Annotated in this window: 16 protein-coding genes and 1 pseudogene; 11 read left to right on the forward strand and 6 right to left on the reverse strand. The window is 48.0% G+C overall.

The window, feature by feature from the left end; translation table 11 throughout:
• Positions 1–24: 24 nt before the first annotated feature.
• The 4 genes from JCM14467_RS13730 (at position 25) to JCM14467_RS19070 (ending at position 3,420) form a co-directional block, all read left to right on the forward strand.
• Positions 25–1,011, forward strand: coding sequence for an ROK family protein (locus JCM14467_RS13730; RefSeq protein ID WP_054850549.1), 987 nt, complete (start codon positions 25–27; stop codon positions 1,009–1,011).
• A 31-nt stretch (positions 1,012–1,042) separates the two neighbouring features.
• Positions 1,043–2,344, forward strand: coding sequence for a phytoene desaturase family protein (locus JCM14467_RS13735; protein WP_054850550.1), 1,302 nt, complete (start codon positions 1,043–1,045; stop codon positions 2,342–2,344).
• Positions 2,344–2,715 carry a peptidyl-tRNA hydrolase Pth2 gene (gene pth2 / locus JCM14467_RS13740; protein ID WP_252901759.1) on the forward strand — a complete coding sequence of 124 codons (372 nt, stop codon included), beginning with the start codon at positions 2,344–2,346 and terminating at the stop codon, positions 2,713–2,715. Before JCM14467_RS13735 ends, pth2 begins: the two co-directional genes overlap by 1 nt.
• 294 nt (positions 2,716–3,009) lie before the next feature.
• Positions 3,010–3,420 carry a class I SAM-dependent methyltransferase gene (locus JCM14467_RS19070; RefSeq protein ID WP_252901760.1) on the forward strand — a complete coding sequence of 137 codons (411 nt, stop codon included), beginning with the start codon at positions 3,010–3,012 and terminating at the stop codon, positions 3,418–3,420.
• On the opposite strand, the gene JCM14467_RS19075 is transcribed toward JCM14467_RS19070, so the two are convergent.
• From JCM14467_RS19075 to JCM14467_RS19085, 3 genes and pseudogenes are all read right to left on the reverse strand, one after another.
• Entirely contained in the window at positions 3,421–3,723 is a 303-nt protein-coding gene (locus tag JCM14467_RS19075; RefSeq protein ID WP_252901761.1) for an aldehyde ferredoxin oxidoreductase C-terminal domain-containing protein, read from the reverse strand.
• Entirely contained in the window at positions 3,714–4,622 is a 909-nt protein-coding gene (locus tag JCM14467_RS19080) for an aldehyde ferredoxin oxidoreductase C-terminal domain-containing protein (RefSeq protein ID WP_342765562.1), read from the reverse strand. Before JCM14467_RS19080 ends, JCM14467_RS19075 begins: the two co-directional genes overlap by 10 nt.
• Positions 4,623–4,649: 27 nt before the next feature.
• Positions 4,650–5,197, reverse strand: a pseudogene (locus JCM14467_RS19085) (aldehyde ferredoxin oxidoreductase N-terminal domain-containing protein); the annotation flags it as partial.
• Positions 5,198–5,288: 91 nt separating this feature from the next.
• Between JCM14467_RS19085 and JCM14467_RS13755 the strand changes: the two are divergent.
• Entirely contained in the window at positions 5,289–6,068 is a 780-nt protein-coding gene (locus JCM14467_RS13755) for an enoyl-CoA hydratase/isomerase family protein (RefSeq protein ID WP_252901762.1), read from the forward strand.
• A 108-nt stretch (positions 6,069–6,176) separates the two neighbouring features.
• Here JCM14467_RS13755 and JCM14467_RS13760 read toward each other — a convergent pair whose 3' ends face one another.
• Positions 6,177–6,446 carry a hypothetical protein gene (locus tag JCM14467_RS13760; protein WP_054850551.1) on the reverse strand — a complete coding sequence of 90 codons (270 nt, stop codon included), beginning with the start codon at positions 6,444–6,446 and terminating at the stop codon, positions 6,177–6,179.
• Positions 6,447–6,508: 62 nt separating this feature from the next.
• On the opposite strand from JCM14467_RS13760, the gene rpl12p reads away from it, so the two are divergent.
• The gene (rpl12p, locus tag JCM14467_RS13765; protein WP_054850552.1) at positions 6,509–6,850 is read left to right on the forward strand and encodes a 50S ribosomal protein P1; all 342 of its coding nucleotides are present in this window, start codon (positions 6,509–6,511) and stop codon (positions 6,848–6,850) included.
• Between the two features lie 17 nt (positions 6,851–6,867).
• Here rpl12p and JCM14467_RS13770 read toward each other — a convergent pair whose 3' ends face one another.
• Positions 6,868–7,761, reverse strand: coding sequence for a DUF2208 family protein (locus JCM14467_RS13770; RefSeq protein WP_054850553.1), 894 nt, complete (start codon positions 7,759–7,761; stop codon positions 6,868–6,870).
• Positions 7,762–7,859: 98 nt separating this feature from the next.
• Between JCM14467_RS13770 and JCM14467_RS13775 the strand changes: the two genes are divergently transcribed.
• Genes JCM14467_RS13775 through JCM14467_RS13790 form a run of 5 tightly spaced genes read left to right on the forward strand, consistent with a single transcriptional unit; the run spans position 7,860 to position 11,186 of the window.
• On the forward strand, positions 7,860–8,570 hold the full coding sequence (locus tag JCM14467_RS13775; protein ID WP_054850554.1) for a hypothetical protein: 711 nt from the start codon (positions 7,860–7,862) through the stop codon (positions 8,568–8,570).
• Positions 8,570–9,568 carry a site-2 protease family protein gene (locus tag JCM14467_RS13780; RefSeq protein ID WP_252901763.1) on the forward strand — a complete coding sequence of 333 codons (999 nt, stop codon included), beginning with the start codon at positions 8,570–8,572 and terminating at the stop codon, positions 9,566–9,568. The genes JCM14467_RS13775 and JCM14467_RS13780 overlap by 1 nt, the downstream gene beginning before the upstream one ends.
• A gap of 22 nt (positions 9,569–9,590) precedes the next feature.
• Complete coding sequence (locus JCM14467_RS19090; RefSeq protein ID WP_252901764.1) at positions 9,591–9,812, forward strand: site-2 protease family protein; 222 nt, start codon at positions 9,591–9,593, stop codon at positions 9,810–9,812.
• Between the two features lie 7 nt (positions 9,813–9,819).
• Positions 9,820–10,338: a hypothetical protein gene (locus JCM14467_RS13785; protein WP_252901765.1), complete on the forward strand. Its 519-nt coding sequence runs from the start codon at positions 9,820–9,822 to the stop codon at positions 10,336–10,338.
• 2 nt (positions 10,339–10,340) lie between these two features.
• On the forward strand, positions 10,341–11,186 hold the full coding sequence (locus JCM14467_RS13790; RefSeq protein WP_054850556.1) for an N-glycosylase/DNA lyase: 846 nt from the start codon (positions 10,341–10,343) through the stop codon (positions 11,184–11,186).
• Here the strand turns inward: JCM14467_RS13790 and JCM14467_RS20575 are convergent.
• Positions 11,153–11,827 (reverse strand): aconitase X swivel domain-containing protein, encoded by a 675-nt coding sequence (locus JCM14467_RS20575; protein ID WP_252901766.1) that lies wholly within the window; start codon positions 11,825–11,827, stop codon positions 11,153–11,155. The genes JCM14467_RS13790 and JCM14467_RS20575 overlap by 34 nt on opposite strands.
• Positions 11,828–11,897 lie beyond the last annotated feature (70 nt).

Consider the following 11,897-nt stretch of genomic DNA (forward strand, 5'->3'; position numbering starts at 1 on the left):
GCATACCCCACCGAAAAGCCTAATATGGTGTATGTGGGGGTCGACGTTGGCGCAACGTACATAAGGGTTGGGCTTGTGAGTGAGGATGGGAGTATAATCAATAAGGTCAAGACGAGACAGCCAATGAGTGGTGATGAGAATACCGTGGCCAACGTAATAATAAAGTCCATAAGAGATTTAACAGGTGGAGGTAATATCGATGGTATAGGTATTGGTTCCATAGGCCCACTGGACCTCAGGGAGGGCATCGTCCCATGGGCGCCAAACGCGCCGATCAAGAGGTTTAAACTCGTGGAGCCAATAATTAGGGAATTCAGGGTACCCGTTGTACTGGGCAATGACGCAATGGCAGCCGTATGGGGCGAGTACCTATTCGGGGTTGGCAGGAGCGTTAATAACCTAGTCTACATAACCTTTAGCACTGGGATTGGCGCGGGGGTAATCGTTGATGGGCACCTACTCGTTGGTAAAGACGGTAATGCCCACGAGGTAGGACACATGGTAGTTGACGTAAACTCAGAAATCCAATGTGGCTGCGGTGGTTACGGCCATTGGGAGGCCCTTGGGTCAGGGGCTAACGTGCCGAGGATCATTAGAGAATTCGTTAAGGGTAAGTCGTACAGGTCGAGGCTGTACGATAGGCTTGTCAGGGGTGAGTACGTGAGTACTGAGGAGGTGTTTCAAGCCTATTACGAGGGTGATGAGCTTGCCAGGGACTTCATAGACAATTACCTGATGAGGGTTCACGCTGCTGGTCTGGCAAATGTTATGAACGCCTACGACCCAGAATTAGTGGTATTGGGCGGCTCAATGGCTCTGAATAACGTGGATCTGTTTAGAAGGGGAATTGAAAAATACCTAAAGAAATACTTAGCAGTTAAGCCAGCACGTATAGAATTCACCAGGTTTGGCGATGACATAGGCATCCTAGGCGCGGCGGCGTTAGCCATAAAGGTGCCGGAGTCACTAAAGACTTACGTGGAGCAATACAGCAGGAAGTACCTAGGCTAAGTTATTAAAAGTCGTGGATCCCCACACACCTGTGGTTGATGTAGTAATAATAGGCGCAGGGCATAACGGCCTAGTCGCAAGCATAGTCCTGGCTAAAGCCGGCCTCGACGTGCTGGTTCTCGACCACGTAACCTGGCCAGGCGGCTTAGCCGGCTACCACGTGATCGGCGGCGTCGAGGTACCCATAGGAGCCTACGTACTCGGCCTAATACCCAACGACCTAATGAACGAGTTGGGGATAAGCATTGAGCGTTACAAGCCCGAACCCATCGCGGTTTATGTTAAGGATGGTGAATTAGTCAGGTGGTGGAGGAGTCTTGAGGATAGGGTTAGGGAATTCAACAGGTGGGGCCTGGGTGACAACCTAATGGCCATGTGGAATAAAATCACGGAATTCCACAAGGCACTGCGTAAATACCTATACAGGCTCAACCCACCTAGCAAGGAGGAACTACTCAATGATCCGGTGCTTGGCGAGTTCATTAGGTTGAAGGGTTGGCAGTTCCTAAGTCAGTATTTACCCCGCGATTTCTGGAATATGTACATATTCGAGCCCTACCTGGACCAACCAGCCTTCATGGTCGGCTACTACAACCCAGACACTGACTGGTGGTTCCCTGCGAAGAATGGCGAGGTTGGTATGCAGGTCTTTGCCCGCGAATTATATAATGCCGCCCTGAGGGCTGGTGCTAGGGTTGTCCTTGGCCTTGGCGTTAGGAAGATAGTCGTTGAGGGTGGTAGGGTTAGGGGTGTGGTTACTGATGATGGTAGGGTTATCGAGGCTAGGGCAGTCCTTTCCACGGCTAGTCCGGTGAATACCTTGTTGGATCTGGTTGGTGAGGAGTACTTCGATAGGTCTGTGATTGATAGGTTGAGGGGTGTGCCGTTGGGTGGTGCGTCTAGGTTTGTTATTGTTAGTAATGGACCGATTAGGTTGAGGGGTGAGTTGGATAATTATAGGGATTCAATCCTTCAATTACCCTTTGGGGAAACCGTTGTTCACAATAATTACTTAATAGTTACGGGGTTGCCCACGAGGGATGAGCTTAACGAGTACGTGGACCTGGATTGGGCTGAGGTGAAGGCCTTTGAGTTAATAACGCCGAGGGATTACGAGGCGATCTTCAGGTTGGCTGGTGGTAACCTTAATCACTTGCCAATGATTGAGGACTACATGTTCAGTAATAGGCCGGTGCCTGGCTGGGGGTACTCAACGCCTATAGCAGGGCTTTATATCGGTGGTGCTGGCACGTGGCCTGGTGGGCAGGTGACTGGTGTGCCTGGCTATAATGCGGCTAGGAGGGTGCTTAGTGATTGGGGTTTGTTGAGGTGATGGTTGTGTATAAGCAGGTTATTGTTGTTAGGGCTGATTTGGGGATGTCCTGTGGTAAGACCGCGGCTCAGGTGGCTCATGGGGCTGTGGGTGCCGTGCTTAGGGTGCTTGAGGAGGGTAGGAGGGAGTGGCTTGAGTGGTTTAGGGCTTGGGAGTCCTCTGGGCAGAAGAAGGTTGTTTTGGTGGTTGATTCGCTGGATGAGTTGGTTAGGCTTAGGGATAAGGCTGAGAGGTTGGGTTTGCCCACGTTCCTTGTTGAGGATGCGGGGCTTACTGAGTTGCCGCCTGGCACTGTGACGGTGTTGGCGATAGGTCCTGGGCCTGAGGATTTAGTTAATAAGGTTACTGGTTCGTTAAGGTTGCTAAGGTGATTGTGTGAGTTTACCTCGATTCTTTAAGGATGTGATGAATAAGGTGTTTGCGTATTCAAATTATGAATTGGTGAATACCGTGATTACGCTATTCCAATTAAGGAAGCTTAGGTACTGGGCTTTTCGGGAAATAATCTCCTCAATAGGTGATTGCAGCGGCTACCTACTTGACCTTGGCGCTGGTGATGGTTCGATGACCAGGTTCGTAATACGTAACGGCCTTAGACGTAGGCCCATAATACTTCTTGACCCGGCGATTAACGGCCTTAAGTCGCTGGTGACCTATGCCCTGGGTTGGTTGATAGGGTTGTTGGTGTTGGTGAATACGTACCACTTAGGTCTGGGTCTATATGCACCGTGTACACATCATTCGCGCTTAGGCAGTTCAATGATAAACCGCTCGCCCTGCTTGAGGTGCGTAGGATCCTCAGGAGGGGTGGGTCGTTCATAGTCCTTGAGTTTTGGAGACCTGATAACCCGCTGGCCCACGCGATTTTACTGTTCTATTTAGTATTTGTTCTACCGTTACTGGTTTCCATCGTGGCGCCGAGGGAGGTTTGGGATTATGCGACCATGAGGATTACGGTTAGGAATATTGGAGATATTTCGTGGTTGAAGGAATTAATTAAGGACTTAGTTGGTAATGTAGTTTCTTACCGAACATACCTGGGTATATTCCTATTGGTAAGGGCCATTAAGGCTTAATCATGAAGGAATTATCTTAAGCCTGGCCAATGTATCCTGCCTGGGCTTACCAACTTCATCGTAGCCCCTTAATTCGTAGTACTTCCTAACCATGAATGACCACTCCTCCTCAGTGACTATGTACTGCTTGCCCTCATACTCCACGGGCTCCCTTAACCACCTCGGCGGTAACCTGTCCTGCTCGATGGTAGTTCCATTCATGTACCTATGAATCACGATAATCCTCTGCGCGGTCTCTCTCAATTCATCAATTGTATAGTTGAATCCAGTTACGGCATTAAGTACGTCCCTAATCACCTCCACGTGTACATCGCCCTACCAAACTTGCAGAGGAGCATTGAGTCGTATAGGGCGTTCCTCTCCTCAATATCCATCACAGCCCTAACCTTCTCCTCCCCAGTGGCAAACCTACCACCACCCTGCCCAGCAATATCAACGGCGTAGGCACTAGACCACAGGTGATCGGCACCCCTCTCGGAAATGGCATTATTGAGTATCATGCCCTTGAGTGTCCTGGGGTCGTAACCTGCTGGTTCGAGGCCCTTAACATGGATTGCCAGGTCTTGTACGCCGAGTCTCTCGGCGATGGTCTTCGTACCCAATGCCGCCAGCTCACCGAGCCCACGCCTATAGGCGGTGTCGATTATTAATTGCCTAATGCCCTCATAATCACCCCACCTTGGCGCGCCCTTAATAATACCCTTCTCGCCGAGGTATGTTAGGAAGGCTATGGTGTTGCCCAGGCTTATTGTGTCGAAGCCAAGCCTATCGGCGAGCTCGGCCAGGTCTATTAGCTTCTGTGGGTCGTGAACCCCCGTTAGACCTCCAAGGGCCATTACCGTTTCGTACTCAAGATCATACTCACCATTGCTTGACCTGACGACTTTATGGCAAGCCACTGGGCAGTATAGGCATGCGCCATTCTTAATGAAGTACCTGGGCTTCAGTACCTTCTCCCATGATATGTCCTCCCAATTGGGCATGACCACCCTGGTCCAATAAATCGATGGATAAAACCCCATGTTACAGCCAACATCTATTAGCCTTACCGTGCCGCCCTGCCTATACGGTATCATTCCTGGGTTAGTGACGGCCTGCCTGCCAAGGCTCCTAACCAGGTCCTGATACACCTTATCGTCAGCCACATCCACGGTCTTGCTAACCGGGATGAAGGTTATGGCCTTCACATTCTTACTACCCATCACAGCTCCGGCCCCAGTGCGGCCGAATTGCCTCCAGTCCTCATGGCCGATGCATGCGTAGGGCACTCTATTCTCGCCGGCGGGCCCGATGGTTAAGACGGCGGAGTCCCTAAACTCCCTCTTAATTGCGTGCTCTGTCTCCACCGTGTCCAAGCCCCACAATTCCCTGGCATCCCTAATCTCGACCTTACCATCACTAATGATTAGGTGGACAGGCCTTGGACTGATCCCGGTGATCACCACGCATCAACGCCCGCATACTTCATGTAGGCGCCCAGGGTTCCACCAACGGTTGAGTAACTCCACCTATTCGTCAGTGGTGACTTGAATATTGCGGCAGCCCTGGTGGCTAGTGGTATCCTGGTACCGCCGAGGGGCCCGGTGGCTATTATTAGTGGGTTTTCGGGACCGTACGGATCAACATTAGTGAGGTTTAGGTTTAAGTCGAAGATTATCTTGAGCCCCAAGCCCCTACCTCCTACGAAGAGCTTGGCGGTACTTTCATCAATCTTCTCAGACCTAACCTCATTGCGGTTTAAGTTAATCCATAGTATCTTACCTGCATAACCATGCATGTTAATACTAGCACTTAACACTTGGATTAAAGGGCTTACTCGAACGTGTTAATACCAGTACTCAATTAAAATTGGCGCTTTATGAGTTGTTGTGGAGAGAGTTTACTCAGGCGTTGGTTGGTTGGTCAGGGTCAATAATGGTGTTGCCGAGGTTGTAATAAATAGGCCACCGCTAAACCTGATAACGCTTGAGATGAGGAGGGACTTGGGTAAAATAATCAGTGAGTTGGAGCAGGATGGCAGTGTGAGGGTTGTGATTTTTGAGGGCAGTGGTGATAGGGCATTTAGCGCCGGTGGTGATGTTGCCGAGTTCCTAAGCACCACACCCAATGACTTAATTGATTGGGGTAGGACTATAGAGGCTGTGGAGAGCCTTAGTAAGCCGACAATAGCCCTCCTTAGGGGTTATGTACTTGGTGCAGGTACTGAGTTGGCGCTTGCCTGTGACATTAGGATTGGCACACCGGACGTGGAGATTGGGCTACCTGAGATTAGGCTTGGCATGGTACCAGCCAGTGGGGGTTTGACGAGGATTGCTAAGGCACTTGGACCACTCCGCGCCAGGTACTACCTACTCCTTGGCAGGAGAATAAAGGCGGAGGAGGCTTTGCAGTATGGGTTGTTGCATGAGATTGTTGATTCGTCAAGGATTTACGATAGGGTTATGGAAATAGCCAGGGACTTGATGAGTCTCTCGCCGCTGGCTCTTAAGGCGTTGAAGGAGGCGATTAGGCTTATTCAGGACTCGCCGATGGAGGTTGGTTTTGACATTGAGAGGAAGACCTTCGCATTACTGCGTTATAGTCAGGACTTCCAGGAGGGTATTAGGGCATTTAAGGAGAAGAGACAGCCAAGGTTTCAGGGGCTTTAGTGGCGAAAGATTATTAAACCGCAGGAACTCTACACTTTTAGTCACCACACAGAGACCCGACGAGGCGGGCCGATGAAGGTCGTGGGTTACCCCGGCCATACCTTATCTTTATAAATTGTCCTTAATTACGAGCTTTAAATTATCCGTGACCTCATAATTAACCCTTTTTACATCACCATTATTGATAATGTATATTTGCGGTATTCTTACTATGCCGTTGCTAATTCCATACTTAATAATTAATTGAAGAGCGTTGGGATCATCATAATCCCTAATTTCACAGTTGATGCCCTCATTAATGAACTGTGAACATAGGGCATTTAATTGGTCCTTAAAGTGGTCCCACTCTGCCGTTATTATGATTATCTTCTTCGGCATTTATGGCCTATTGAATTAAGTAATGTTTTTAAAGCGGTTCTCAATTGTCATGTCGAGGAGGTATGGAGTACGTATATGCAGCATTACTGTTGCACTACGGTAAACAACCCATTAATGAGGAGAATGTAGCCAAGGTTCTCCAGGCAGCTGGGATACAGGTTGATGAGGTTAGGGTTAAGGCACTGGTTGCTGCCTTGAAGGAGGTTAATATTGATGAGGCTATAAAGACTGCCGTGGCGATGCCCGTAGCTGCTGCTCCAGCTGCCACTGCCCAGGCAGGTGGTGCTGCGGCTGGTGGTGAGCAGAAGGCTGAGGCTAAGGCGGAGGAGAAGAAGGCTGAGGAGAAGAAGGAGGGTCCGAGCGAGGAGGAGATTGCGGCTGGTCTTGCGAGTCTCTTTGGCTAGGTTCTTTGTTTAAATTTTCAATTTCGTTTAAAATCACCGGTGCTACCCTCCTCAATCTTAAATAAATTCTTCATGGCCCTATCCCACAGGTCTCTTGGTGACTTGTGGTAAATCCTTATCTTAGTGTATGGAAGCCCAGTTAGTGGTCTCGAGAGTTGGAATTCTACGAACCTCCTCTTCTCGTTAATCACGACTTGCTTAACGAGTATTGGTGACTTGAGTAGGTACATGCCATCAATGAGCATTGCGTCTCTGAAGATTATTAGCTCCTTCGTGACCGTGTATGGGTAATCAGTTATCTGCACGTTGGTTGTCATGAAGGGCATTCTCATGATCCTGAAAATCACGTACATGAGGATGAAGAATACGCCGAAGTAAATGAGGTAGTCAATGAAGTATGCATAGAATAGGTTTGCCTCCTGGATTGTTGGTGTGAACCAGGGCTTTAGGTAATAGCCTATGTTTGTCGAGTTTGATATGTACTTAGCTAATGTTATGAATGGTCCAGAAAGTACGTAAGTATACAGCAGGAGTAGTCCTATTAAAACCACCATTAGTATTATTAAGTTCTTCATTTGGGACTTAACGAACCTATTCATCTCCTGTACATACTCAGGGTCCTTCTCCATGGCCTTCATGAAATCATCACGCGTTAACTTCTCAACGGCGCCCGACTTCGTCGACTTCATGTATTCCTCAATCTCCCTAAACCTAACCCTAGTGCTCCTAATGCCTATTGCAATGACTATGCCAAAGAATATCACTAAATAGGCAATCACTATTATCCACGTTACGAAAGTCTCATGGGCCACATTACCCCAGGCACCGACTATGGCGAAGGCTAGGACAAACGCTATTGGCCATGCATACCTAAGCGCCTTATTCCAGGTACTACCCTGCTGTGGGTACATTTCGAGATCTCTAGAAGTTTTAATGCCATTTAAAACTTACCGAATATGGCGGGGTGTGAGAAAAGATTTATTTCCTATATAGGTGTTGCCTAGTGGAAATGAATGCTAGTAATGAATTGGTAATTAATGTGATTTGCGATAATGAGGTGAAGGCGCCCAATGTGGAGGGGGATAATTCCATATCACTACTTATTAATAACGAGTTAATGATTGATACTTGCTCAAGCACTGGTAAGTTAATTGGTAATAGTAGGGCATTGGGCATTAATGTTAGGCCTAAATTGCTCGTTATAACGACGCCGGTTAATCATCATTGGGGTGGCATTGATGCTGTTAGCGGTTTATCGGCGGTGGCGATGCCTGTTGATAATACGATGCAGGGTTTTGAGCTTAGGGGTAAGCTTGAGGAACTTGGCATTGACGTTATCGAGGTTAGTGGTAGGGAGAGGGTTAGGCTTGGTTTTGGTACTGTGGAGTTGATTAGGGTTGGTAATAAGAGGGTTGGTGAGTTACTCGTTTATATTCCGAGCCATAGGTTGTTAATTAGTGGTTGTGGGTTGAACCTATGGCTTATCAATGATGATGAATTAACGAGGTTCTTCAGGGAATTGGGCGTTAAGTACTTCGTGGGTGGTTTGGGGGCAACATCAATAAGTGAGTATCAGGGTGCATTATTGAGAGATGTTATTAGGGGCTTAGGCGGTGTTTATCCACTTCACGGTACTGGCCCTAGGCTTAGGAGGGAATTGGTGAGTAATTATAGGAATGCTCATGATGTTGGTACAGGCTCGGTGCTGAGGTTTGGGTGATGGATGTGCAATACCTTGGCTTAATAATAGTCATTGCCGCTTGGTTCACGCTCGTTGGTATAATATACCTACTTAGGTACCTGGGCTTCGATGTGCCCGTGCGGGTTTACTACGGGGTATTCATTATGCTTAGGGATGAGGAATTGGTTAAGGAGGTAATTGCACCACTTGGGAACTTATTGCGCAGGGTACCGGGTTGGTTGATCATATTGTTGACTGTGGGGCTCTTCTCAGTATCCATGTTCGTGATTGTTCCAATACCACTGGCGATAATGAGCATAAACGCCTGGGGCCTACCATCAATGCTCTACCTAATGTTCAAGAACCTAGTGCTGATGGTAATAGCCGTAACACATAGGCTAAGCCCCATGGAGACCGTGGAGAGAGGATTCACACCACTGGCGCCGTTGATCCCGGGGGTCACGGTGTCGTTATATACGTTCCTCTATATAATAGTGGCCATTGGAATTGGAATACTACTGCATGAGCTCGCTCACGGAGCCGTATCCTCTAGGTATGGGATAAGGATAAAATCCGGTGGAGCCTTCGCCCTACTCTTCCTAGCCTTTGGCGGCTTCGTTGAGATTGATGAGGAAGAATTGAGGAATAGGGGCTTGCTCGTTAGGCTCGCTGTATACTCAAGTGGGGTCTTCATGAACATAGTCCTCGCCTACATAGCAGTGGCCCTTGTAGAGCTTGCGCTATTAAGTCCATCATTGACGCAAAGCCTTTTAGGAACCACGGTAGTCTACGTGGCCAACTCCACGGATATAGCCCTTAAGAACGGCTACGTAATAACGGCAGTTAATAACCAACCAATTGCCAGCATATACTCATTAATATCAATACTAAGCTCAGCCAACTCAAGCAATGTCACACTAACCGTGTTTAACCCAGCAGATGGTGCTGTACTCCACGAAGTTCTAAGTACGAGGAATTTAACAATGGCGTTACTCGGCTATTCAGCTGTACATAAGCCCGTGGGGTATAGTCGTTGAGAGTAGGTCATTTTATAACCTAATGTTCTGGATTTACACGCTAAACCTAACCCTAGCCTTACTTAATGCCTTCCCAGCATACCCGCTTGATGGTGGTCAATTCCTTGAGGCACTGCTCACGAAGGTGATTAGGGACCAGGCACTGAGGAGTAAGGTCATGGTAGCGGTATCGATAGTTTTATGGTCGCTTATTGGCTTAACACTATACTACACGTTAGTAACAGGTCTATATAGGCTGATTTAGGGAGTGCGTGATTCTTAATAACTACCTAGTGGGGTCACCAGTAATGAGTGGTCGTGATGGCGTGAGGGCGAGGGTTAGGAGGGGGTTCATACTTGGCATCATCATTACGGCCCTATTCCTACCACTGAGCCTGTCACCCTTTGGTGAGGCATTTGCACTGGAGTTTAGGGCTTATGGCTATGTGATTTATAAGTCTGGAGAGGTGATTCACGTGGGTTATTTGCCGCTCTACCTCTACATGTGGAGGGTCTCGTCATTATTATTCCTCGCATGGATAATCACGTACATAGCCTACATAATCAAACCGTCAATCGTGCTCGACTCATCGGGCATTGTTTACGGGACCTTCTATGTAGTAACCCACTACGTATACCTATTCACGATAGGCGCCCCGGTAATCATTTATCCATTGACCTATGAGTTAATTACCGTGGGTAAGCCACTCCTCTACCTTGACTGGGGGCAGGTCATTGCGTTGGTGACCATTTGGAGGTTTTACGTAATTCGTAGGTTAATGCGGGGTTGAGAATGAGCAGTACTAAGGAGAAGATAGCGGAAATACTACGTGAGCTCGGTATTAACTGGGTCAGGAATTTCGAGGTGAGGGACCCGCAGTACATTGCCGTGTCCAGGCTATGCCGTGGATTGGGGCATGATGTTGAGATGACGCTTAAGTTGACCGTGCTCAATGCACTAGTTAGTTATCAATTGACTGGCAAGGGTGAGGATCACTGGAACTACTTCGCTAATTACTTCATTAGGAATAGACCCACGGATCTATGCGGTGACTTCGTAAACTATATCATTAATAGCAGGTACCTAGCCCGTTTTAGGGATTCGAGGTTAAAGAGAATTAAAGGCGTTTGCCCACAAATGGCTGGGCTAAGCATTAGCAATTACCTAAGTGACCTGGCATCACTCTGGAGACTCATTGTGAGGATCATGAACGCACGTGGCGATGAGAAGACCATAGTATTTGCGGTTAAAATGGCCTACTACGTGGGTAGGGCCTGCGGTCTTGACGTTAATGTTCCAATGGATATACCAATACCCGTGGATTACAGGGTCACGGTAATAACAATATGTAGCGGTTTAATGCCCGTCATGGGTAGTCCCAGTAATGTTGCCGATCTGGCCAGGGAGTTAATGACGAGGCGCAGGGCTGAGATTCAAAGGGCGTGGAGCGAGGTCAGTAGGCTTAGTGGCATACCGCCGCTCAATCTTGATTCCATTATTTGGGTCTTAGGGGGTCTACTGATTAATTCATCATTCAACGTGGATAAGGCGATTGATGAGGCGAAGACCCTCAACATGTATAATGAGAAGATTCCTGAACTACTTCATTTACTTGGTGGTCGTTGCATTGATAGGTAAGTATTAATGATGACCTCCCTGGCCTCCTTATATACCTGGGTCCAGGACTTACTCGCCTTAAACCTACGTAGTAACTCAATCCTATCGCCCTTAACCGCTACGTAACCGCTCGAAATAAGCCTATCGAGTATTGCCTTGGCAAACCTAGAGCCAAGCCAATAATCCATCATCCTATACACCTTTAGGTACCTTAGCCTAGCCCTGCCATTCCTCAACTCAAGCTCCTCGAGCAGCAATAACGCAAGCCTTGCCTCAGGCTCATTGACATAGACCTCACCCCTATCCAGGTCAACCCTAGCCATTACGCCACTCCTTAAGCTCAGTATCTCCCTGGGCAGGTTCGTCATTATCGGTATCTGGGCCATGATAGCGCCGATTATTAACATTGTATCAGCCTTAACACTTAGGATCGCCAGTGGCGCCTTATCGTACTTACTCAATTGATACATCACGTAAGGACCAACCGTGGAACCCCTGGAGCTTGGTATTGCTAATACCTTACCAGCTATGCTGGCGTTTATAGTCCTTATGATCCCGCTTTTACCATCAACGTCACCGAGAAATGAGAGTGGCTCTGGGTAGACCACCAACTCGCCGCTAACGGTGCCATTCCCAAATAAGGTCTCTCCCTTAAATTTCATGTTAAGTTCAGGATAGGTATGTGGATAATGACCTTATATATTTTAAGTTATTGAAGCGAAGTAAAGTTAA

The sequence above is a fragment of the Vulcanisaeta sp. JCM 14467 genome (genome assembly GCF_001316245.1).
In the GTDB taxonomy this organism is placed as follows: domain Archaea; phylum Thermoproteota; class Thermoprotei; order Thermoproteales; family Thermocladiaceae; genus Vulcanisaeta.